Genomic DNA, 639 nt, shown 5'->3' on the forward strand with positions numbered 1-639 from the left:
TCCACTATAAATTCTGAACCACCGGATGCAAAATACAGATTATGCGTCGTCGGCGTACCCGCCATCGCTTCAAAGGTTTCATTAGAGCCTGTACCGGTCAGACTAGGTGAACCTTCTTTGATTTCGGACCAGTATTGCGGCGTAGAGGTGTAATACCCAAATCCAGCCTTTGGCTCGTCAGGCCGATAGAAGTCAATCTTAGGTGAATCTATACCCGTACAGCTAATCGAATCTCGCAAGTCCGTTTTAATATTAGTTGAACGAATAGAAACAGACACATTATACTTGAAGCTCACTTTTTTCCCAGGCTCTATTGGGTAATCCATTAAATCGTCGATATAACTAGGTGGTTTATTCCCTTTCAGATACTGCAGCGCTTCTTCAGCTGACACCGCGACTTCGATCTCATTGGTTGGACTTGAGCCCACTTTGGACCATTTAGGTCCTGCTCCCGTATTACCGGCATTGTCTTGTACCACATCTGATCGCCAGAGGCGTATGTATATCTTGATGTCTTTTCTCGTCTTCAGATAGGATTCCCAGTCCTTAATCGACGTATTGCTCTCTTTCATCTTAATCTGTACAGGAACCTTCTTACCGATCTTGGACGTTTCCACCTTGCCACCTATTGTGCTCTGT

At 44.9% G+C, this 639-nt stretch carries 1 protein-coding gene; it reads right to left on the bottom strand.

All coding sequences use genetic code 11. From position 1 onward, the window contains the following. A partial coding sequence (locus FGT79_RS31500; protein ID WP_171056545.1) for a hypothetical protein occupies window positions 1–639 on the bottom strand: 639 nt, incomplete at both ends.

Source organism: Paenibacillus sinopodophylli (assembly GCF_005930355.1).
GTDB classification, from domain to species: domain Bacteria; phylum Bacillota; class Bacilli; order Paenibacillales; family Paenibacillaceae; genus Pristimantibacillus; species Pristimantibacillus sinopodophylli.